Raw genomic sequence first — 20,493 nt, forward strand, 5'->3', positions numbered from 1 at the left:
TTTGCCGATGGGTGGGACATTGCGAAAATGGTTAATTTAATACGGATGGAGGACATTATGTACGAGAATGAGATCCAAAGCATCGCAGCCAGAGAAAGTGATGCAGAAATTTATGCAGGATTATTGCAGTTAACGAAAGACATCGCAAAGCAGAAGGGTCAGATTCAGGGCAAGAAGAAACTTTATTACATTTCAGCGGAGTTTTTGATCGGTAAGCTGCTCTCAAACAATTTGATCAATTTAGGAATTTACGATCAGGTAGCCAATGCGTTGAAAGAGCATGGTAAGAGTTTGGCACAGATTGAGGAAATAGAGAATGAGCCATCTCTTGGTAATGGTGGATTAGGCCGTTTGGCGGCATGTTTTTTGGATTCGATCGCAACACTTGGTCTTCCGGGAGACGGTGTCGGCTTGAATTATCATTTGGGACTTTTTCAGCAGAAATTCGAAAACAATTTGCAGAAAGAGACGCCAAATCCGTGGATTACGGATCCGAGTGTCTTGCGACGTACTAATGTGAGTTATCCGGTTATTTTCGGTGGGCAGACAGTGCAGTCGGTCATGTATGAAATTGATGTAACAGGATATGATAACCAGTGTAATACACTCAAATTATTTGATCTTGATACTGTAGATGAAAGTATTGTTGAAGGAGATGGAATTAACTTCGATAAAGAGGATATCCGCCGTAATCTTACATTGTTTTTGTATCCGGATGACAGTGACTATCAGGGACAACTGCTTCGTATCTATCAGCAATACTTTATGGTCAGCAATGCAGCGCAGCTGATCATTGATGAGGCGGTGTCTAAGGGCAGTAACATTCATGATCTGGCTGATTATGCAGTCGTCCAGATTAACGACACGCACCCAACGATGGTTATTCCGGAGTTGATCCGTCTGCTGTTACTTCGTGATATTAATATTGACGAAGCAATCGACATTGTATCTAAGATGTGTGCATACACAAACCACACGATATTGGCAGAGGCACTGGAAACTTGGCCGATTTGGTATTTGGAGAAAGTAGTGCCGCAGTTGATCCCGGTTATCAAGATGCTGGATGTTAAGGCGAAAGAAAAATATGGGGATGAACGCGTTGCGATCATTGATAAGGATCAGCGCGTGCACATGGCACATATCGATATTCACTATGGATTTAGTGTAAATGGTGTTGCAGCACTGCATACGGAAATCTTAGAGAAGAGTGAGTTGAAGCCGTTTAAGGATATTTATCCAAATAAGTTCAATAACAAGACAAACGGTATCACATTCCGCCGCTGGCTGCTGCATTGTAACCATGAACTGACATCTTTGATCACGGATCTGATCGGTGAGGGTTATAAAAAGGATGCTTCTGAATTGGAAAACCTGCAGAAATTTGCAGATGATCCGGCATTTGTCAAGACTCTTTTGAATGTGAAACAGACCAAGAAGACAGAATTTAAGCAATATTTGCAGGATAAAGAGGGAATCACGATCGACGATCATTCCATCTTTGATGTTCAGGTCAAACGTCTGCATGAATATAAGAGACAGCAGATGAATGCATTGTATATTATTTACAAATATATGGACATTAAGGCGGGAAATAAGCCAAAGACGCCGATCACTATGATCTTCGGTGCCAAAGCGGCTCCTGCCTATACGATCGCAAAGGATATTATTCACTTGATCCTCTGCCTGTCAGAGTTGATCAGTAAGGATCCGGAAGTGAGTCCGTATCTGAAAGTTGTCATGTTAGAGAATTATAACGTCACTTATGCGGAGAAGGTTATTCCGGCAGCAGATATTTCAGAGCAGATCTCACTCGCATCTAAGGAAGCATCGGGAACCGGTAACATGAAATTCATGCTGAATGGTGCGATCACGCTTGGTACGGAAGATGGCGCCAATGTAGAGATCCATCAGTTTGTTGGCGATGACAATATTTATATTTTTGGTGAATCCAGTGAAGATGTCATTGCGTTGTATGACAAGGCAGCTTACAGTGCAGAAAAGATCTATGACGCAGATCCTGAAATTGCAAAACTTGTTGACTTTATTATTAGCAAGGAGATGTTTGCGATTGGTAATAAGAAGAGTTTGATCCGTTTGTATATGGAGATCGTGACCAAAGATTGGTTTATGACATTGCTTGATCTCAAAGATTATATTAAGGTCAAAGAGCAGGCGCTTAAGGATTACGAGGATCGTGATGCTTGGGCACAGAAAATGATCGTGAATATTTCAAAAGCGGGATTTTTCTCTTCTGACCGCACGATTGCGCAGTACAATGAAGATATTTGGAAATTAAAATAAAATGTACGCTCGAAATTCTTCGTTTGAAGATTACGGGCGTACATGAAACAGGAAAGGAGCAAAACCATGAAAAGAATTGGATTTTTGACAAGTGGTGGAGATTGCCAGAGCTTGAATGCAACAATGAGGGGTGTTGCCAAGACATTATATGAAAACTGCCCGGATGTAGAGATCTATGGTGTTTTGGAAGGCTACAAGGGTCTGATCTATGGCAACTATCGCAAGATGGAACCAAAAGATTTCTCTGGTATTTTGACGGAGGGTGGCACGATCATTGGCACATCGCGTCAGCCATTTAAGAAAATGCGCACTCCGGATGAAAATGGCCTGGACAAAGTGGAGGCGATGAAGTCCAATTATAAGAAGTGGAAACTGGATTGTCTTGTTATCTTGGGTGGTAATGGCACACACAAAACAGCAAACCTTTTGCATGAAGAGGGGTGCAATGTAGTTACTCTGCCAAAGACGATTGACAATGATATCTGGGGAACGGATATCACTTTTGGATTCCAAAGCGCAGTGAATATTGCGACAAATGCGATCGATTGTATTCATACGACAGCAGCATCTCATGGAAGAGTGTTTATCGTCGAAGTTATGGGCCACAAAGTTGGATGGCTTACATTGCATGCAGGTATTGCAGGTGGCGCTGATATTATTTTGCTTCCTGAGATCCCATATGATATAGATTCCATCGTAAAGGCCTTAGAGAAGAGAACCAAAGAGGGCAAGCGATTTTCAATCTTGGCGGTAGCGGAAGGATGTATTTCAAAAGAAGAGGCCGAATTGTCCAAGAAAGAGTTTAAGGCGAAACGGAAGAATTCTACGTATCCTTCGGTATCTTATCGGATCGGACATGAGATCGAGGAGAGAACCGGACAGGAAGTACGTATTACGGTACCGGGACATATGCAGCGCGGTGGTGAACCGTGCCCTTATGACCGCGTGCTGTCAACGAGACTGGGCGCTGCGGCAGCCAGATTAATCCTTGATGAGAAGTATGGATATATGGTCGGTATGCGCGATGGCAAAACAGTTCCTGTTCCGCTGGAGGAAGTAGCCGGTAAGCTTAAAATGGTAGATCCAAAGGATCCGCTGATCCAAGAAATTAAAGACATGGGTATCTGTTTTGGAGACAGCCTGTAAAAAATGGACAGAGATTGTGACGCAAAGGCCTGTGCTAATGCGTTGTCCTTAACATAAGGGGTATTGATTACAGATAGAAAGGCATGGTTGAGGAAATGTCGTATACAGCGTTATATCGAAAGTTTCGTCCAGGGGAGTTTGACGAGGTAAAGGGGCAGGATCATATTGTGACAGCCCTCAGAAATCAGGTTCGGGCGGATCGCATCGGGCATGCTTATCTGTTTTGTGGCACCAGAGGTACCGGTAAGACAACAGTGGCAAAGATTTTGGCAAAGGCAGTCAATTGTGAGCATCCGATAGATGGCAGTCCTTGCGGAGAGTGCGAGATGTGTCGTAAAATAACGGCGCAGACTTCCATGAATGTCATCGAGATTGATGCTGCCTCCAATAACGGTGTGGGCAATATTCGAGACATTATCGATGAAGTGCAATATTCTCCGTCAGAAGGCAGATTTAAGGTCTATATCATCGACGAGGTGCATATGTTGTCAGCGGGAGCATTTAATGCGCTGCTAAAAACATTAGAGGAGCCTCCGGAATACGTTGTGTTTATTTTGGCAACGACAGAGGCACACAAAATACCGATTACGATCACATCGCGCTGTCAGCAATACAAGTTTAAGCGAATTTCGATCGATACGATAGCAGCAAGATTGCAAGATCTTATGCAGCGTGAACAGATCCCGGTAGAAGATAAGGCATTGCGTTATATTGCTAAAGCTGCGGATGGTTCTATGCGTGATGCGCTTAGCTTATTGGATCAATGCATCGCCTTTAACTTAGGTGAGACGTTGACTTACGATAAAGCACTGGAAGTGCTTGGGGCGGTAGATACAGAGGTGTACAGCCGTTTGTTTCGGCAGATGGTAGCAGGGGACGCCGTTGGATGCGTGGAGATCGTTAGTGAAATTTTGATCGATGGGCGCGATCTTACACAGTTTGTCAACGAATATGTGTGGTATCTTCGTGGGTTGATGATGCTTTCTGCATCCGATCAAGGAGAGGACATGCTGGATGTTTCGACAGAGCGTTTAGCGCAGATGAAAGAAGAGGCGACGCTTGCGGATACGGAAACATTGATCCGTTATATACGTATATTATCGGATCTGTCCGGCAATTTGCGTTTCGCATCGCAAAAACGTGTTCTGACAGAGGTTGCGATGATCAAATTGTGTAAGCCGCAGATGGATACCGAGCAGGATATTACGACGTTAAAAGATCGTATTGCAAATATTGAGGCACAGCTGGAAAAAGGTATTGTTGCAGCACCGCAGCAGACGCAAAGTGTCCCGGAAACGGTACAGGCGGCGGATGAGAAGCCTGCTTCGACACCAAAGATCATGCCAAAGGCAATTGGAGAAGATGTTAAAGCGGTGCTTGGCAGATGGAGAGACGTCAGTGCTATGTGTGACCCGGTCATGCGCAATATGCTTGACCAGTGCAGACCGGTGCCGGATGATGATCGACTGGTACTTCAGTTCACAGATCCGTTGAATGAGGAGTATTTTACGCAGAAAGAGGGAGATGCTCTGGAGCAGTTAAAACGGATCATTGGCTCTTTGATCCAAAAAGAAGTTGTGATCTTGACCCGCACGGTGGATGCGCAGACGGACGCTATGTATCCGGACGTGATGGAGCTGATTCAGTTTGACGGAATCGAGATTCAGTAGTAGGATCTAACGAAATGGATGATTGCGATAAACTTCGCAGTGAAAATATAGTATTTGCGGCGATGCGCTTGCAAGTAGAAAGGAATGGAGAATTATTATGGCAAAAAGAGGTGGATTTCCGGGTGGAATGCCTGGCAATATGAACAATTTGATGAAACAGGCACAGCGTATGCAGCGCCAAATGGAAGAAAAGTCCAAAGAGATGGGCGAAAAAGAGTGGGAAGCAACGGCAGGCGGTGGAGCTGTTACTGTAAAAGTTTCCGGCAAAAAGGAAATTTTGTCTGTAAAATTGGATGAAGAAGTAGTGGATCCGGATGACATTGAAATGTTAGAAGATTTAATCGTGGCAGCTACCAATGAGGCATTGCGCAAAGTAGAAGATGAAAATGCAGCGATGATGCAGCAGTTGACCGGTGGTCTTGGTGGGTTGTTCTAAGGACAGATTTTGTATTGGACAGTCCTATGCCTACGGACTGTGGGGAATGGAGGTTTCCTATGGATGTGTATAGTTCTCAGATCACGAATCTGGTGGAACAATTATCCCACTTGCCGGGAATCGGCGCAAAATCTGCACAAAGACTAGCGTTTCACATATTGAACATGACGGAAGAACAGGTGGCAGGGCTGTCAGGGGCTATGATGTCGGCAAAGAAAAATGTGCATTACTGCAAAGAATGCTGTACATATACAGATGGCGAAATCTGTCCAATCTGTGCAAATCCGAAAAGAAATCATCGGCAGATCATGGTTGTGGAAAATACGAGAGACCTGGCAGCATACGAAAAGACCGGCAAATTTGACGGCGTGTACCATGTACTTCATGGAGCGATTTCTCCGATGGCAGGAGTTGGTCCGGATGATATTCGTTTATCCGAGTTGATGGTGCGTTTGCAAAAAGATGTTGATGAAGTTATTGTTGCTACCAATAAGAATCTCGAGGGTGATACCACGGCAACGTATATCAGCAAATTGGTCAAGCCGCTTGGCATCAAAGTCAGCCGCATTGCCAGTGGTGTGCCTGCAGGTGGAGATTTGGAATATATTGATGAGGTTACTTTGTATCGCGCACTAGAGGGTCGCACGGACATGTGAGATCCTGTTGCAGCAAGGCTTGCCGAATCCCTTTGCTGATGAAGGTGGCAAGCGAGACAACTGTTGACAAATGTGTTGTCTGTAAGATTAAGTTACGGTTTTGGCAGTTGATGGTATTTACGATCCCTGTGATATGGATGTCGCCGACAGCGGGGAGCTGTTTGCTGACACCGATACCGGGAAAGAGAGCACCATCGCCTAGAGTGACCGTGCCTATGTGTTCTTTAGCTCCAAGGGCAGCATCAATAGCGATGATATATGGATCATCGAACGAACGATAAATGTCTTGTAAGGTTGCTTTTAAGTTGACAGCATGGACCGGGGAATGCAGAGAACCATAGACATAATACTTTTTTGGAAATGCAGAGTATGTCGTCAGCAAGTTCCAAAGAGAGCGTGAAGATTTCGGGACAGTACGAGGGTACTGTCCTTTTTTGCATGAAAAACGGGTTTTGCTATTGCGCTTGTCTGCAAAAGATTGTCTCCTGTCAGTGGGGAACGGATGCAGCAACTCGTGTCCCACAAATGGGCCAAGGGAATCGCCGGTGGCGCGATCGGAACCAATGCAGACTAAGATGATAGGACGTGAGGCGGTGTGGATCTGCTGCAGTCGCCCCACCAAGCTGTCCGTAAAATTGGACATAGAGAGAGGAGTTATCGGATTGAAATATTGAAGCTGCTGCTTCGAAGATGTCATCATAATCATAGTAACCTTTCTGTAGAATTAGCATGTGAGGCGGAAACGTGATGCTGTGAATGTGCTGCACGATCTGCGCGGTTGTCGCGATGTGGTGCTTCATGGCGTCACATAACGTCACATAACTGCTGTCAGTATCTCCAAGAGGCTGTCGGTTCATACCTGTTTGTCGAAGGATGTTGTCAGAAAGAGGCTGTCGGTTCATACCTGTTCGCCGAAGGATGTTGTCAGAAAGAGGCTGTCAGTTCATACCTGTTCGTCGAAAGATGTTGTCAGAAAGGGGCGTTTGCACCTCTGTTTCGACAAAGTGTGCACGGGAGAGCGTGTTACAATGCTTTTCGGTAATAGAGAACAGGTGAATGAAAGGTTGTGGTGTGATATGGAGCAGGGCAGCAAAAACAGAGAAAAAAACGTGTATGAATATGAAACCTATCCGGAAAATATAAAGCAGATTGGGGAGACCGGCGGGGCAAGAAGAATTTATATTGAAGATTATGTGCTGACAGATATCCGCAAGATCTTTTTAGAAAAACAGGAAGAGTCCATTATTGTATTTTTGGGAAGAGAGGGTATCAAAGAGGCAAAAGACGGCTTGTTTTTATATGGCTGCATAGAGGTGGAACTTGATCCCGAGACAGGGGCCCTTGGGGATGCACAGTGGGACAAGTTATACGAGGACATACATAAATATTTCGCCGGTGCAAAAGTGCTTGGCTGGGGTCTTGGCGTTGGTATGTGGAACAGTAAAGTGGACAAGCAGGTTCGTCATATTCAGGAAGAACAATTTGGAGAAATGAGCAGGATCTTGTTCTTGGCAGACTTATCCGAAAAAGAAGAAAAAGTCTTTTTTTATGAAGATGGAGCATTTGAAGAGTTGAGCGGTTATTATATTTATTTTGCCAAAAATCCACAAATGCAGGAATATATGCTGCGGGAGCAGAAAGAGATCAGTGGGGAAGCAGACTATGAGGATGAGGTCACGGATGCGATCCGCAGTACGATCCGGCAAAAGAAGACCAGACAGGAACGCATGCAGATGGTTGCGTGGAGTGCAGGTGTCATTTTGTTTTTTATGGTATTGATGGGAGCGAATCTTCTTGTGAAAAGTCTTTCCAAGATACAGGCCATGGAAGAATCTATTCAGACGTTATCCGGATATGTAACGGCGCAGGAACAGAATAACCGCGAGTTCGTTGTATCGGATGCACTGCGTGATAAGGAAACGGCTGAGCTGCAGAGCACACAGAGTTCCGAGACGCCAAAGCAGTCTGCAGAGCCGCAGAGCAGAGAAACATCACAGCAGTCCTTAGAGACATCGAAGCATACTGTCGCAGTGAAACCTACTGCTACTCCTGCACAGGAAGTAAAAACACAGACCGCCGCAAGACAGAAGGCGACAGCTCAGTCAGGCTCCAAAGTGACAACAGCGCCGGAGCGGTCGGTGGCAGCATCAGTTACAGGTGGTTCGCAGATGGAAAGCTATATAGTCCGCAAGGGTGATACGCTTAGTCAGATCGTATGGCGGCAGTATCATTCGTTTGACCTGTTAGATCGGGTCAAGAATACCAACCGGATTAAAAATAGTGATGAGATCTATATTGGACAGTGTATTTTATTGCCCGAACCGTAAAAATCAGTTATACTATATCTGAAAGCAATAATATATAGAAGATATGGGGAATTATAATGGAAACTTTAGCAGGAAGAGCCAGAGATGTTCAGGTGGTAACGAAACGTCGTCAAGAGATCAAAAGGACGATTTTTTTGAGTATCGCCTGTATTCTATTGGTGGCAGTGATATTAGCAGCGGTTATTTATTTTTACGTCAATCATCAATATAGCAGTTACGAAGTGAAAAATACGATCGCACTAAAAAAAAGCAGTGGTATGAAATGTAGTGCCTATCAAAATGGGGTGCTTCGCTACAGCAGAGACGGAGCGGCAGCAGTAGATCGTGATGGAAATGAAATGTGGAATGGAAGTTATGATATGGAGAATCCTGCATTAGATATCTGCGAGAAATATGCAGTTGTAGCAGATATACAGGGGAAGTCATTATATGTGTACAATGGAAGTGACAGCGGGACGAAGCTGACGACAGACTATCCGATCTTGCAGGCGTGCGTCTCCAAACAGGGCGTAGTAGCTGTATTGTTAGAAGATCAGTCATCTAATGTGATCCAGGTATACAATCCGTATGATGACAATAAAAAGCTTCTCGTGGAAATCCCGACCAACGTAGAAGAAGGCTACCCGGTTTCGATCGATCTGTCACCGGACGGTACGGGCGTGATCTGTGCAAGCATCTGTGTGACCAGTGGCGCAGTTAAGAGTCAGGTGGCATTTTACGATTTTACAGACGTGGGCAAAAATACGAACTGCCTGGTTGGTGCGCAGGAGTATAAGGACCGCATTGTCGCAGAGGTGAAATATTTGGATGAAGATCATGCTGCGCTTTTCAGCGAAAAAGGTTTCAGCCTTTGGAAGAATATGAAGAAGCCAAAACAAGTATTCAAAAAAGATTGGAACCGAGAGATACTGAGTGCTTTTTGTGATGACCGTTATATCGGAGTGATTGCCGCCGGCAGCAAGAAAGGCAGTGGACGGATGTATCTGTTTAACACGTCGGGCGGTAAAGTGTTTGAACGTCAGGTTACCACAGACTTTACAAATGTCACGATGGCAGACAAAGAAATATATATGGTTACAACAGAAGGATGTAAGATCTACCGAAAGAACGGTGTGGAGAAATGGGACTGCAAGCTGTCGAAACAGGCAGATGGCTTGTTTCCGGCTAAGGGAATGCGCAACTATTTTCTACTGCAAGAGGGCAAGCTTCAATGGATCCATCTAAAAAACAGATCATCGCAAAATAACAAGAAAAAATAATGCAAAGGGTATTGACAAGTTTTGGTGACGTCGTTATACTAATTGAGTGTGCTTTTTTGCGCCCTTTTTGGCGTGCAGGCGATAGCCCGTTGTCTATTCTAATAGTGATACGGAAGAGGCGATGAATAAAAGTACCACAATTTGGAAATATTGAATAAAACACGCAGGAGGTGAAATTAATGCCAACATTTAACCAGTTAGTAAGAAAAGGAAGAAAGGTTTCTACCAAGAAGTCTAACTCCCCAGCACTTCAGTACACTTACAACTCTCTGAACAAGAAGACGGTAGCACAGAGCTCCCCTCAGAAGAGAGGTGTTTGTACCGCTGTTCGTACTGCTACACCTAAGAAGCCTAACTCAGCTCTTCGTAAAACAGCCAGAGTTCGTCTTTCAAACGGTATTGAGGTAACAAGCTACATTCCAGGTGAGGGACATAACCTTCAGGAGCATAGCGTTGTGCTTATCCGTGGTGGTAGAGTAAAGGATTTGCCAGGTACCAGATATCATATCGTTCGTGGTACATTGGATACAGCAGGTGTTGCCAACAGAAAGCAGGCCCGTTCTAAATACGGTGCTAAGAAGCCTAAGAAATAATTCACTAATTTGGGGAAGTGCCGGATTAATTTTCACTGATTAACCTGGTGCGGACACTAAACAATTGTGAGTACCGATGAATTAATATTAGAGAATACGTTTGAAGCAGTGTCGGCTGTTAGTATTCGCTAAATCATGTTAAGGAGGGAAGTAACGTGCCACGTAAAGGACATATACAGAAAAGAGATGTATTAGCAGATCCTGTTTACAACAACAAGGTTGTGACAAAGCTTATCAACAACATTATGTTGGATGGTAAGAAGGGTGTTGCTCAGAAAATCGTTTATGGCGCATTCGAGCAGGTAGCAGAGAAGTCTGGCAAAGACGCTATCGAAGTGTTCGAAGAGGCAATGAACAACATTATGCCACAGTTGGAGGTTAAGGCTAGACGTATCGGTGGAGCTACCTATCAGGTACCTATCGAGGTTCGCCCTGACAGAAGACAGGCGTTAGCTCTTCGTTGGTTGACATTCTTCTCACGTAAGAGAGGCGAGAAGACCATGAAGGAGAGACTTGCAAACGAAATTCTTGATGCTGCAAACAATACTGGTGCAGCAGTAAAGAGAAAAGAAGATATGCACAAGATGGCAGAAGCAAACAAGGCATTTGCTCATTACAGATGGTAATAAGATCGCTGCTTAGCGGATCTGGTATCATTTTTGTGTACTAATATAGGAGGTAATAGTCTTGGCTGGAAGAGAATATCCACTTGATAGAACAAGAAACATTGGTATCATGGCTCATATCGATGCTGGTAAGACAACGCTTACAGAGCGTATCTTATTCTATACCGGTGTAAACTACAAGATTGGTGAAACTCATGACGGTGCGTCCACAATGGACTGGATGGAGCAGGAGAAAGAAAGAGGTATCACAATCACCTCTGCTGCTACAACATGTCACTGGACACTTGAGGATCATCATAAGAAGAAACCTGGTGCATTAGAGCATCGTATCAACATCATTGATACACCGGGTCACGTGGACTTTACTGTAGAGGTAGAGCGTTCCTTACGTGTACTTGATGGTGCAGTTGGTGTATTTGATGCGAAAGCAGGCGTTGAGCCTCAGTCTGAGAACGTATGGCGTCAGGCTGACACATACAATGTACCACGTATGGCATTTATCAACAAAATGGACAAGATGGGTGCAGACTTCTTCATGTCTGTGCAGACAATCATTGATCGTTTGGGCAAGAATGCAATCCCTGTTCAGATTCCGATCGGTAAGGAAGATGACTTCATCGGATTGATTGACTTGTTCGAGATGGATGCATATTACTATAAGGATGACAAGGGCGAGGATATCGAGATCACAGAGATCCCGGATGATTTGAAAGACCTTGCTGATGAATGGCATAGCAACCTCGTAGAGAAGATCTGTGAGTTGGATGACGACTTATTAGAGAAATATCTTGAGGGTGAAGAGCCATCTATCGATGAAATGAAAAAAGCACTTCGTAAGGGCACGATCGCTTGTGAGGCAGTTCCTGTATATTGCGGTTCTGCATACAAGAATAAGGGTGTTCAGAAGCTGCTCGATGGTGTTGTTGAGTATATGCCGGCACCAACAGATATCCCTGATATCACTGGTACAGATGAAGAGGGTAACGAAGTTGTTCGTAAGTCTTCTGATGATGAACCATTTGCAGCACTTGCATTCAAGATCATGACTGACCCATTCGTTGGTAAGCTTGCATTCTTCCGTGTATATTCCGGTACATTGAACTCCGGTTCTTATGTATTGAATGCTACAAAGCAGAAGAAAGAGCGTGTTGGTCGTATCGTACAGATGCATGCTAACAGCCGTAGCGAGATCGACAAAGTTTACTCTGGAGATATCGCAGCAGCAGTAGGATTTAAGGTCACCACAACAGGTGATACTATCTGTGATGAGCAGCATCCGGTAATCTTAGAGTCCATGGAATTCCCTGAGCCGGTTATCGAGCTTGCTATCGAGCCTAAGACAAAGAATGATCAGGGTAAGATGGGTGAGGCTCTTGCTAAATTGGCAGAAGAGGATCCTACATTCCGTGCACATACAGATCAGGAAACAGGTCAGACAATCATCGCTGGTATGGGCGAGCTTCACCTGGAAGTTATCGTAGATCGTCTGCTTCGTGAGTTTAATGTAGAGGCTAATGTAGGTGCTCCACAGGTAGCTTACAAAGAGACATTCACGACTGCAGTTGACATTGACAGCAAGTATGCTAAGCAGTCCGGTGGTCGTGGTCAGTATGGTCACTGTAAAGTTAAGTTTGAGCCTATGGATCCAAATGGCGAGGAAACATTCAAGTTCGAGTCTACCGTTGTCGGTGGTGCTATTCCTAAGGAATACATCCCAGCAATCGGCGAAGGTATTGAGGAAGCAGCTCAGGCTGGTATCCTTGGTGGATTCCCTGTACTCGGTGTACATGCAAATGTATGGGATGGATCTTACCATGAGGTCGATTCTTCCGAGATGGCATTCCACATCGCTGGTTCTATGGCGTTCAAGGATGCTATGAAGAAGGGTAATCCGGTTCTGTTAGAGCCTATCATGAAGGTTGAAGTAACAATGCCTGAGGAGTACATGGGCGATGTTATCGGAAGCTTGAATGCTAAGCGTGGACAGATCGAGGGAATGGACGACATCGGTGGTGGTAAGATTGTTAGAGCATTCGTACCATTGGCTGAGATGTTCGGTTATTCTACAGAGCTTCGTTCCAGTACACAGGGTCGTGGTAACTACTCCATGTTCTTCGAGAAGTACCAGCAGTGTCCTAAGAACGTACAGGAAAAAGTTCTTGCAAATAAGGCAAGTGAATAATTTGCCGTTGACGTTGTAAAATGTCGAGAAATCAGAGATGTGCACACATTCTGATGGGAAAAGTTATCATATGAATGGAAATTCATAGAAATATAGAAATCACAGGGCATTATTGCAGAAAAATACTTGAAAAAACAAGCGTTATACCTATAATAGTGCCCATAGCGTGATTTTGCGCAAACCGTTTGACGCATTGAGCGTCTAGGAATTATAAGGAGGATTTTAGAAATGGCTAAAGAAAAGTTTGAGAGAAACAAACCCCATTGTAACATTGGTACCATCGGTCACGTAGATCATGGTAAAACAACATTAACTGCTGCTATCACAAAGGTTCTTGCTGCTAGAGTTCCTGGTAACGAGGCTGAGAACTTTGAGGATATTGATAAGGCTCCTGAAGAGAGAGAGCGTGGTATCACAATCTCTACTGCTCACGTTGAGTATCAGACAGCGAAGAGACATTATGCACACGTTGACTGCCCAGGCCATGCTGACTATGTAAAGAACATGATCACTGGTGCTGCTCAGATGGATGGTGCTATCCTCGTAGTAGCTGCTACTGATGGTGTTATGGCTCAGACTAAGGAGCATATCCTTTTGTCCCGTCAGGTTAACGTTCCTTATATCGTAGTATTCTTGAATAAGTGCGATATGGTTGATGATGAAGAGCTTATCGAGCTTGTAGAGATGGAAGTAACTGAGAACCTTGAAGAGTATGGTTTCGAAGGCTGCCCAATCATTAAGGGTTCTGCTTTGAAGGCTCTTGAAGATCCTAACGGCGAGTGGGGAGACAAGATCATGGAACTTATGGATGCTGTTGACAACTTCATTCCAGATCCACAGCGTGCAATAGATCAGCCATTCTTGATGCCTATCGAGGACATCTTCACAATTACCGGTCGTGGTACTGTAGCAACTGGTCGTGTAGAGCGTGGTGTTCTTCATGTAAATGAGGAAGTTGAAATCGTTGGTATTAAGGAAGAGACAACTAAGACTACTGTAACAGGTATCGAGATGTTCCGTAAGCTTCTTGATGAGGCTCAGGCTGGTGATAACATCGGTGCTCTTCTTCGTGGTATCAAGAGAGAGGATGTTGAGCGTGGACAGGTATTAACAGCTCCTGGAACTGTTACTTGCCATACAAAATTTACAGCTCAGGTTTATGTTCTTACTAAGGACGAGGGTGGACGTCATACTCCATTCTTCAACAACTATCGTCCACAGTTCTACTTCAGAACAACTGATGTAACTGGTGTATGTAACCTTCCAGAGGGAACAGAGATGTGCATGCCTGGTGATAACGTAGAGATGACAATCGAGTTGATTCATCCAATCGCTATGGAGCAGGGTCTTAACTTCGCTATCCGTGAGGGTGGACGTACAGTAGGATCAGGTGCTGTTGCAACAATCATCGAGTAATCTTTTGACGTTAAGTCGATCGAACGATAAACAATAACAAAATGTCTGGTGCAAGCTTGCTTGCATCCAGGCATTTTTTGGTATAGGAAAATGCTGTTATGTAGCGTGACAAAAGCAAAGTGCTGGCTTTGCTTTTGTCTTTAAGTATAAGGCGAACGAAGAAATGGAGGTCAAATAACTTTAGTGAAATGTGCGTATACATTGCAAAAATCCTATAGAAAATTTGTGGAAAAATATAAAATTGTTATTCTAAAATATAACAATAGTAACAAAATCAAAAAACAGAAACTTAATTTATTGACAATTATGCATAAAAGAGTATAATAAAAAACATAGAAAATTCACAAAAAAAGTTGAGGAGGATATTACAATGAGAATTTCTAAAGTAGCAAAGAAATCCATGGCTGTAGCTATGGCAATGGCAGTAGCAGTTGGTTCTGTAGCAGTAGCACCTACAAAGGATGCTAGTGCAGCAAAGGCAAAATCTAAGAAGGTAAATGCTAGAGTTTTCTTCGCAGGTAATGCAAAAGGTGCTGACTGCATTTGGATCGCTGGTGACGGCAAGTCCGCTAAGGCTGTATCTAAGAATGTAACTCTTAAGAAGGGTAAGAAGACAAAAGTTACTCTTACAGTTAAGAAACCTGCTAAATACAAAGTAGGCGGCAAGAACAAGAAGTTAAAGAAAGTTGCAGGAGCTACTGTATGTACAGTAGATTTAGTAAATGTTCTCAAATCTTTCAAGAAAGTAAAATGCTCTGGTATTACAGTTAAGGCTGATGGTAAGAAAGTAAAAGTTAAGAAAGTATATCAGGGAGCTTTCGAGAAGAACAAACCTGCCAGCAAGAACAACTGGAGATTATCTTTCTACAATAAGTGGGGTAATCAGGGTGACAACTCTAAGACAAACAATGCTAAAGCATTTGCATTCAAGAAGAATCTTACGATCTCTTTCACAGTTGTTGCTAAATAATTAAAGTAACATCATTGTCTTATGGGGTCTGTTGCATTTATTAATGTGGCAGACCTTTTTTTGTATTATAGGATTAAGGTGTCAAAAGGTCTAAATTTCCCGGCAGGCTGCTAAGTTACAGAGCAGCATGAAGATATTGATTTGGGATAAGTTAAGGAGGATAAGTATGGTAAAGCATATTATTTTGTGGCAGTTAAAAGAGATGGATGAGGAAGAAAAGCAGACGGTGAAGAAGGGAATCAAGGCTGGATTGGAAAGCCTTCAGGGAAAAATTCCGGGACTTTTGTCGATTCATGTGCAGACGGAAGGTCTGCCATCGTCAAATGCAGATGTCATGTTAGACAGTTCGTTTGAAAATGCAGATGCATTGAAGGGCTATGCAACGCATCCTGAGCATGTTAAGATCGCAGATGGTAATGTAAGACCATACACGCAGAATCGTGTCTGCATGGATTACGAGGTGTAGGCTATTGCACCCATTCGCGGATTCTGTTATAGTTATATTGTGGTTTTTACATGAGCGAACTTGCAGGAAGGAATGGAGGACATTATGAAGGAATTAAAGCCGATCAAAGAAGGCAAAGTAAGAGAAATTTATGACAATGGAGACAGCTTGATCATGGTTGCGACAGACCGCATTAGCTGTTTTGATGTCATTCTTAACAATGAGGTGACCAAGAAAGGTACTGTTTTGACACAGATGTCAAAATTCTGGTTCGATCTGACAGAAGACATCTTGCCAAATCATATGATTTCAGTCGATGTAAAAGATATGCCGGAGTTTTTCCGACAGGATAAATTTGACGGAAACAGCATGTTATGCCGTAAGTTAGAAATGTTGCCGATCGAATGCATTGTTCGTGGTTATATTACCGGAAGCGGATGGGCAAGCTATCAGGAGAACGGAACCGTATGTGGCATCAAGTTGCCGGAAGGATTGAAAGAATCCGACAAACTGCCGGAACCGATCTATACGCCATCTACTAAGGCGGAAATTGGCGATCATGATGAAAATATTTCTTATGAGCAAAGTGTTACGCATTTGGAGAAATATTTCCCGGGTAAAGGAGAAGAGTACGCTGCAAAGCTTCGTGATTATACGATCGCTTTGTACAAAAAATGTGCAGAGTATGCCCTGAGCAAAGGTATTATTATTGCAGATACAAAGTTTGAATTTGGTTTAGATGAAGATGGTAACATTGTACTTGGTGATGAGATGCTGACACCGGATAGTTCCCGTTTCTGGCCGGCAGAGGGATATGAGCCGGGTCATGGTCAGCCATCGTTTGATAAGCAGTTTGCCAGAGATTGGCTTAAAGCAAATGATGGACATGATTGGACTTTGCCAAAGGATATTGTCGATAAAACAATTGACAAATATTTACAGGCATATGAGCTTCTCACCGGAGAGAAACTATAATATAAAAGTACTTGCCAAATTGCTGTGAGTCGTATAAAATACGACTAAGCAGATATAACTGCAGGATTAGAGAATAGAATAGATCTAGAAACTCTTGCAAAAGGGGAGTAGTTGCATATCGTTTTGGATATGTTGCAGGACTTCGTCAATACGGTCGTGAGACCCGGAGCCTGTGGAACGTGAAATGTTGAACGAGACTTTTTGTGTGCTATTTTGGTACACAAGAAGTCTCTTTTTTTCGTTAATCGCAAATTGTTTAATCGCAAATTGTCTGCTGGCAATTGCTATTGCGCAGCGAGAGATCATCAAGAATTGCTGCGGTAATTCTTCATGAGTAAAGCAATCCGCGGGGATATGGTTAGTGGCTGTCGGCGGGAAAGGAATGGGTGATCAAGATGAAGGCATATTATCAAATGAAAAAAGAAGATGTACTGCGCAATCTGGGGGCATCAGAATGTGGATGGACATCTGCAGAGGCGGAGCAAAGGCTGGCTCAAACCGGACCAAATGCATTAGCAGAGGGAGAACAAAAGAGTGTATTTAAGATTTTTGTGGAGCAGTTTGCAGACCTATTAGTCTGGATATTAATGATCGCAGCAGGTATATCATTATTTTCGGGAGATGTTGAGAGCGCAATTGTTATTTTTGCGGTGCTGATATTAAATGCGGTGCTCGGTACCGTTCAAAGCGTCAAAGCCGAAAAGTCCCTGAAAGCACTAAAATCGCTCTCTTCGCCGCATGCACATGTTTTGCGGGATGGCAAGAAATGTGCAATTCTTTCTACACAGGTAGTTCCCGGGGATGTTTTGCTGCTGGAGGTAGGAGATATGGTCGCTGCGGACGCACGAATACTGTGCAATCACTCGTTGCAGGTTAATGAGAGTGCATTGACCGGAGAATCAACGAATGTTGATAAACAGGATATAGAAATAACCGAGGAAACCCCTCTTGCTGATCGTGTGAATATGGTGTATTCAGGTACGCTTGTTACGTATGGCAGAGCCGAGGCTTTGGTAACTGCGACAGCAATGAATACAGAGATGGGCAAGATTGCCGGATTGATGAATCAAACTAAGAGTGTCAAAACACCACTACAACGCAGCATGGATGATTTCAGCAGAAAGCTGGCGGTACTCATTATGGTGATCTGCTTGTTGGTATTTGGAATGCAATGGTATCAAGGCAATGGACTACTGCCATCGCTGCTATTTGCAGTGGCACTTGCAGTGGCCGCAATTCCGGAGGCGTTAAGCTCTATTGTGACGATCGTTCAGGCAATGGGAACGCAGAAAATGGCGGTGCAGGGTGCGATCATTAAAAAATTATCAGCCGTTGAAAGCCTTGGTTGTGTCTCAGTAATATGTTCTGATAAGACAGGAACTTTGACACAAAATAAGATGACAGTGACGAAATTGTATCTCGATAAACATTGCGTGGATCCGCAGGAGCTGACGGGTGATTCCTTAGTGCAGAAGGCATTTTTATACAATGCGGTCTTAAATAATGATGCTGTATTGACAGAAGGAAAACAGCTTGGTGACCCTACAGAGTCCTGTTTGCTTGTGTTGGCACAGAATTTGACAGATACGAAACAGCTTCGCAATACTATGCAGCGTTTGGAGGAAATTCCCTTTGACTCAGACCGCAAATTGATGAGTACCAAATATCTCGGAATAGAAGAAGAGCAATCTGATATTGTGTATACGAAAGGCGCAGTAGATGTATTATTAGAACGTACGACCCACATTCTGACATCAAAGGGAATGCAGCCGATCACGGAGGAAGATAAGCGAATGATCCTGCGGCAAAATCAGCAGTTTTCGGAACAGGGGCTCAGAGTGTTAGCTTTTGGCCAGCGATCTGTTGCAAAAGACCAGCACCTGACACTGGATCAGGAAAGGGATCTTACCTTTATAGGACTTGCGGCAATGATCGATCCGCCGCGCATAGAATCCGGAAAAGCGGTAGAGGATGCTAAGCGTGCAGGAATCCGTACGGTTATGATTACCGGAGACCATAAGGTGACGGCAACCGCTATCGCAAAACAATTGGGGATTTTTGGCGATGGGGATATTGCGGTTACGGGACAGGAACTGGATGCGATGTCTGAGGAAGAACATTTGCAGCAATTGGAGAAGATTGCGGTCTATGCAAGAGTATCACCGGAAAATAAAATCCGCATCGTTGACGCATGGCAGAAAAAGGGGAAGATCACGGCGATGACGGGAGATGGTGTAAATGATGCGCCCGCACTTAAAAAAGCGGATATCGGCGTGGCAATGGGGATTACTGGGACAGAGGTGTCCAAAGATGCAGCAGCGATGATCTTGACAGATGATAACTTTGCCACAATTATCAAAGCCGTATGCAACGGAAGAAATGTATATCGTAACATCAAAAATGCAATTCAGTTTTTGCTGTCAGGTAATATGGCAGGAATTCTGGCTGTATTGTATTGTTGTGTGGCAGGGCTGCCTGCACCTTTTGCAGCTGTACATCTATTGTTTATCAATCTGTTGACGGATTCGCTTCCTGCCTTAGCTATCGGCATGGAATCGGTTGATGAACGGTTGCTGCAGGATACGCCCCGTGATCCATCAGAAAAACTATTGAATAGCTCCTTTATTCGCAATATGTTGCTCTATGGCAGTATGATCGCAGCAGTTACTATTACGGCTTTCTATTTAGGTGATCCGGTGCACACTGTTCAGACAGCGATGACGATGGCGTTTGCAACATTAACATTAGCACGATTGTTTCATGGATTCAATCTGCGCAGTAAATACTCGCTGATACGGATCGGATTATGCAGTAACCGATGGAGTATTGCGGCATTTGGTGTCGGTGTCCTGCTATTGGTATTGGTACTGTGCATACCGGCTGCAAGAAGTGCATTTGCAGCATCGTCTCTGACAGGGGCGCAGACAGCAAGTGTGGCCGTATTAGCAGGACTTCCAACAATTATTATACAGGGCTTCCGTATTTTACGGGAGCGGCTGTCCGGTACCGACCGGTGATTATAAATAGCTGCGAAGATCTTCGCGGAGAGTATCTTCGATAGACATGAGGCGTCGACACAGATCTTTGGCTGCGTGACTGGCATCCGGGTAGTCATTTAGACAGCGCTGCAATGCGTTGATGCCCATGTCACAGCCATCTGTGATCAAATTTGCTACCGTTGCATCACTTTGTTCTAATGTCAGTTTCATATTGGTTTTCGCCCATGCCATTCCTTTTGCGACCGGACTTGGCTCCTTGGTATTGCCGTGACAGTGCGCCAATTCGGTGTGAATGTCATTTCCGAGTTTAGCGTGGTGCTGTTTGGTGTCCAATAACAGATTTTTTAAGGCGCTGTCCTGTGTGCGGTCCAGAACTTCGTCAATGGCGGATACTGCCATTTTGCTTCCGGCATCACATTCCTGTAAAAGTCGAATTGTATCAAACTCTTTGCTGTTTGTTTCCATGGATATCGTCCTCCTTTTGGCGTTACG

General features: G+C 44.0%; 17 protein-coding genes. 15 read left to right on the top strand and 2 right to left on the bottom strand.

Annotated elements, in window-relative coordinates; genetic code table 11:
* Positions 1–57 precede the first annotated feature (57 nt).
* From DW981_RS07495 to recR, 5 genes are all read left to right on the top strand, one after another.
* Positions 58–2,301 (top strand): glycogen/starch/alpha-glucan phosphorylase, encoded by a 2,244-nt coding sequence (locus DW981_RS07495; RefSeq protein ID WP_243034689.1) that lies wholly within the window; start codon positions 58–60, stop codon positions 2,299–2,301.
* 66 nt (positions 2,302–2,367) lie between these two features.
* Positions 2,368–3,447 (top strand): ATP-dependent 6-phosphofructokinase, encoded by a 1,080-nt coding sequence (locus DW981_RS07500; protein ID WP_118507291.1) that lies wholly within the window; start codon positions 2,368–2,370, stop codon positions 3,445–3,447.
* A 95-nt stretch (positions 3,448–3,542) separates the two neighbouring features.
* On the top strand, positions 3,543–5,117 hold the full coding sequence (dnaX, locus tag DW981_RS07505; RefSeq protein ID WP_118507311.1) for a DNA polymerase III subunit gamma/tau: 1,575 nt from the start codon (positions 3,543–3,545) through the stop codon (positions 5,115–5,117).
* 97 nt (positions 5,118–5,214) lie between these two features.
* On the top strand, positions 5,215–5,553 hold the full coding sequence (locus DW981_RS07510; protein ID WP_022025767.1) for a YbaB/EbfC family nucleoid-associated protein: 339 nt from the start codon (positions 5,215–5,217) through the stop codon (positions 5,551–5,553).
* 59 nt (positions 5,554–5,612) lie between these two features.
* Entirely contained in the window at positions 5,613–6,209 is a 597-nt protein-coding gene (gene recR / locus DW981_RS07515) for a recombination mediator RecR (RefSeq protein WP_022025766.1), read from the top strand.
* On the opposite strand, the gene yyaC is transcribed toward recR, so the two are convergent.
* On the bottom strand, positions 6,169–6,915 hold the full coding sequence (yyaC, locus tag DW981_RS07520) for a spore protease YyaC (protein ID WP_118507292.1): 747 nt from the start codon (positions 6,913–6,915) through the stop codon (positions 6,169–6,171). The genes recR and yyaC overlap by 41 nt on opposite strands.
* Before the next feature lie 322 nt (positions 6,916–7,237).
* Between yyaC and DW981_RS07525 the strand changes: the two genes are divergently transcribed.
* The 10 genes from DW981_RS07525 (at position 7,238) to DW981_RS07570 (ending at position 20,019) form a co-directional block, all read left to right on the top strand.
* Entirely contained in the window at positions 7,238–8,536 is a 1,299-nt protein-coding gene (locus DW981_RS07525; protein ID WP_118507293.1) for a LysM peptidoglycan-binding domain-containing protein, read from the top strand.
* A 56-nt stretch (positions 8,537–8,592) separates the two neighbouring features.
* Complete coding sequence (locus DW981_RS07530) at positions 8,593–9,795, top strand: DUF5711 family protein (RefSeq protein WP_118507294.1); 1,203 nt, start codon at positions 8,593–8,595, stop codon at positions 9,793–9,795.
* 179 nt (positions 9,796–9,974) lie between these two features.
* Positions 9,975–10,388: a 30S ribosomal protein S12 gene (rpsL, locus tag DW981_RS07535; protein ID WP_022024293.1), complete on the top strand. Its 414-nt coding sequence runs from the start codon at positions 9,975–9,977 to the stop codon at positions 10,386–10,388.
* A 155-nt stretch (positions 10,389–10,543) separates the two neighbouring features.
* Positions 10,544–11,014: a 30S ribosomal protein S7 gene (rpsG, locus tag DW981_RS07540; protein ID WP_022024292.1), complete on the top strand. Its 471-nt coding sequence runs from the start codon at positions 10,544–10,546 to the stop codon at positions 11,012–11,014.
* 61 nt (positions 11,015–11,075) lie between these two features.
* Positions 11,076–13,196 (top strand): elongation factor G, encoded by a 2,121-nt coding sequence (gene fusA, locus DW981_RS07545; RefSeq protein ID WP_022024291.1) that lies wholly within the window; start codon positions 11,076–11,078, stop codon positions 13,194–13,196.
* A 228-nt stretch (positions 13,197–13,424) separates the two neighbouring features.
* On the top strand, positions 13,425–14,612 hold the full coding sequence (gene tuf / locus DW981_RS07550) for an elongation factor Tu (protein WP_118507295.1): 1,188 nt from the start codon (positions 13,425–13,427) through the stop codon (positions 14,610–14,612).
* 370 nt (positions 14,613–14,982) lie between these two features.
* Positions 14,983–15,582 (top strand): hypothetical protein, encoded by a 600-nt coding sequence (locus tag DW981_RS07555; RefSeq protein ID WP_022025836.1) that lies wholly within the window; start codon positions 14,983–14,985, stop codon positions 15,580–15,582.
* Between the two features lie 166 nt (positions 15,583–15,748).
* On the top strand, positions 15,749–16,048 hold the full coding sequence (locus DW981_RS07560) for a Dabb family protein (protein ID WP_118507296.1): 300 nt from the start codon (positions 15,749–15,751) through the stop codon (positions 16,046–16,048).
* Between the two features lie 84 nt (positions 16,049–16,132).
* Positions 16,133–17,002 (top strand): phosphoribosylaminoimidazolesuccinocarboxamide synthase, encoded by an 870-nt coding sequence (locus tag DW981_RS07565; RefSeq protein ID WP_022025834.1) that lies wholly within the window; start codon positions 16,133–16,135, stop codon positions 17,000–17,002.
* Positions 17,003–17,397: 395 nt separating this feature from the next.
* Positions 17,398–20,019, top strand: coding sequence for a cation-translocating P-type ATPase (locus DW981_RS07570; RefSeq protein WP_118507312.1), 2,622 nt, complete (start codon positions 17,398–17,400; stop codon positions 20,017–20,019).
* Here the strand turns inward: DW981_RS07570 and DW981_RS07575 are convergent, their stop codons facing one another.
* Positions 20,020–20,466: a hypothetical protein gene (locus tag DW981_RS07575; protein ID WP_118507297.1), complete on the bottom strand. Its 447-nt coding sequence runs from the start codon at positions 20,464–20,466 to the stop codon at positions 20,020–20,022. It abuts the gene before it with no gap.
* Positions 20,467–20,493: the final 27 nt, after the last annotated feature.

This window comes from Clostridium sp. AM49-4BH (assembly GCF_003478335.1).
Taxonomy (GTDB): Bacteria; Bacillota; Clostridia; order Lachnospirales; family Lachnospiraceae; genus Butyribacter.

Bases quoted from the DNA above. Each gene is read 5' to 3' on its own strand.
- DW981_RS07495 (WP_243034689.1), top strand. From the start codon at position 58: ATGTACGAGAATGAGATCCAAAGCATCGCAGCCAGAGAAAGTGATGCA.
- dnaX (WP_118507311.1), top strand. From the start codon at position 3,543: ATGTCGTATACAGCGTTATATCGAAAGTTTCGTCCAGGGGAGTTTGAC.
- DW981_RS07510 (WP_022025767.1), top strand. From the start codon at position 5,215: ATGGCAAAAAGAGGTGGATTTCCGGGTGGAATGCCTGGCAATATGAAC.
- DW981_RS07525 (WP_118507293.1), top strand. From the start codon at position 7,238: ATGCTTTTCGGTAATAGAGAACAGGTGAATGAAAGGTTGTGGTGTGAT.
- DW981_RS07500 (WP_118507291.1), top strand. From the start codon at position 2,368: ATGAAAAGAATTGGATTTTTGACAAGTGGTGGAGATTGCCAGAGCTTG.
- yyaC (WP_118507292.1), bottom strand. From the start codon at position 6,915: ATGATTATGATGACATCTTCGAAGCAGCAGCTTCAATATTTCAATCCG.
- recR (WP_022025766.1), top strand. From the start codon at position 5,613: ATGGATGTGTATAGTTCTCAGATCACGAATCTGGTGGAACAATTATCC.
- tuf (WP_118507295.1), top strand. From the start codon at position 13,425: ATGGCTAAAGAAAAGTTTGAGAGAAACAAACCCCATTGTAACATTGGT.
- DW981_RS07565 (WP_022025834.1), top strand. From the start codon at position 16,133: ATGAAGGAATTAAAGCCGATCAAAGAAGGCAAAGTAAGAGAAATTTAT.
- rpsL (WP_022024293.1), top strand. From the start codon at position 9,975: ATGCCAACATTTAACCAGTTAGTAAGAAAAGGAAGAAAGGTTTCTACC.
- DW981_RS07530 (WP_118507294.1), top strand. From the start codon at position 8,593: ATGGAAACTTTAGCAGGAAGAGCCAGAGATGTTCAGGTGGTAACGAAA.
- DW981_RS07555 (WP_022025836.1), top strand. From the start codon at position 14,983: ATGAGAATTTCTAAAGTAGCAAAGAAATCCATGGCTGTAGCTATGGCA.
- DW981_RS07570 (WP_118507312.1), top strand. From the start codon at position 17,398: ATGAAGGCATATTATCAAATGAAAAAAGAAGATGTACTGCGCAATCTG.
- DW981_RS07575 (WP_118507297.1), bottom strand. From the start codon at position 20,466: ATGGAAACAAACAGCAAAGAGTTTGATACAATTCGACTTTTACAGGAA.
- DW981_RS07560 (WP_118507296.1), top strand. From the start codon at position 15,749: ATGGTAAAGCATATTATTTTGTGGCAGTTAAAAGAGATGGATGAGGAA.